The sequence below is a fragment of the Pseudomonas sp. GP01-A4 genome, from assembly GCF_058780865.1.
In genome coordinates this window covers 43,622-44,537 of the sequence record NZ_JBYSWF010000065.1, presented here as the reverse complement: position 1 = coordinate 44,537, position 916 = coordinate 43,622, and the positions used below count along the sequence as shown (strand labels likewise).

The 916-nt window shown below is 59.9% G+C and carries 1 protein-coding gene; it reads left to right on the top strand.

Features of this window, described 5'->3' with window-relative positions; translation table 11 throughout:
• Positions 1–36: 36 nt before the first annotated feature.
• The gene (yaaA, locus tag AC3WKX_RS27700) at positions 37–816 is read left to right on the top strand and encodes a peroxide stress protein YaaA (protein WP_102606060.1); all 780 of its coding nucleotides are present in this window, start codon (positions 37–39) and stop codon (positions 814–816) included.
• Positions 817–916 lie beyond the last annotated feature (100 nt).

Below are 916 nucleotides of genomic sequence, written 5' to 3'. Positions count from 1 at the left end.
CCCTAGAATCCCCCCACGATTAAAGGAGACGACTTCATGCTGACGGTGATTTCCCCCGCCAAAACCCTCGATTTCGAGTCAAAGCCGGTCACCCCGCGCTTCACCCAGCCGCAATACCTCGACCACTCCCAGGAGCTGATCGAACAACTGCGCGAACTCAGCCCGGCGCAAATCAGCGAACTGATGCACGTCTCCGACAAAATCGGCGGCCTCAACGCCGCACGCTTCGGCAGCTGGACCCCCGCCTTCACCCCCGCCAACGCCAAACAAGCCCTGCTGGCATTCAAGGGCGACGTCTACACCGGCCTCAACGCCGAAACCCTCAAGGACGCCGACTTCACCTACGCCCAGGACCACCTGCGCATGCTCTCCGGCCTGTACGGCCTGCTGCGGCCGCTGGACCTGATGATGCCGTACCGCCTCGAAATGGGCACCAAACTGCCCAACGCCCGTGGCAAGGACCTGTACGCTTTCTGGGGCACCCGCATCAGCGAGTGGCTCAACGAAGCCCTGGCCGAACAAGGCGATGACGTGCTGCTCAACCTCGCGTCCAACGAGTACTTCTCGGCAGTCAAACGCCCGGCATTGAAAGCGCGGATCATCAACACCGAGTTCAAGGATCTGAAAAACGGCCAGTACAAGATCATCAGCTTCTACGCCAAGAAGGCCCGGGGCATGATGAGCCGCTTCGTGATTGAAGAACGCATCAACGACCCGGCCAGGCTCAAGGAGTTTGACGTGCAGGGTTATCGCTTCAATGCGGAGCAGTCGAAGCCGGATAACCTGGTGTTCCTGCGGGATCACGCCCCGGAATAACCTGACAACGAAGATCCAAATGTGGGAGCGGGCTTGCTCGCGAAAACGGTGGTTCAGTCGATGCCTTTATTGCCTGACACGCCGCTTTCGCGAGCAAGCC

What these genes read in the sequence shown, in the direction of transcription:
- yaaA (WP_102606060.1), top strand. Translation starts at nt 37, where the DNA reads ATGCTGACGGTGATTTCCCCCGCCAAAACCCTCGATTTCGAGTCAAAG.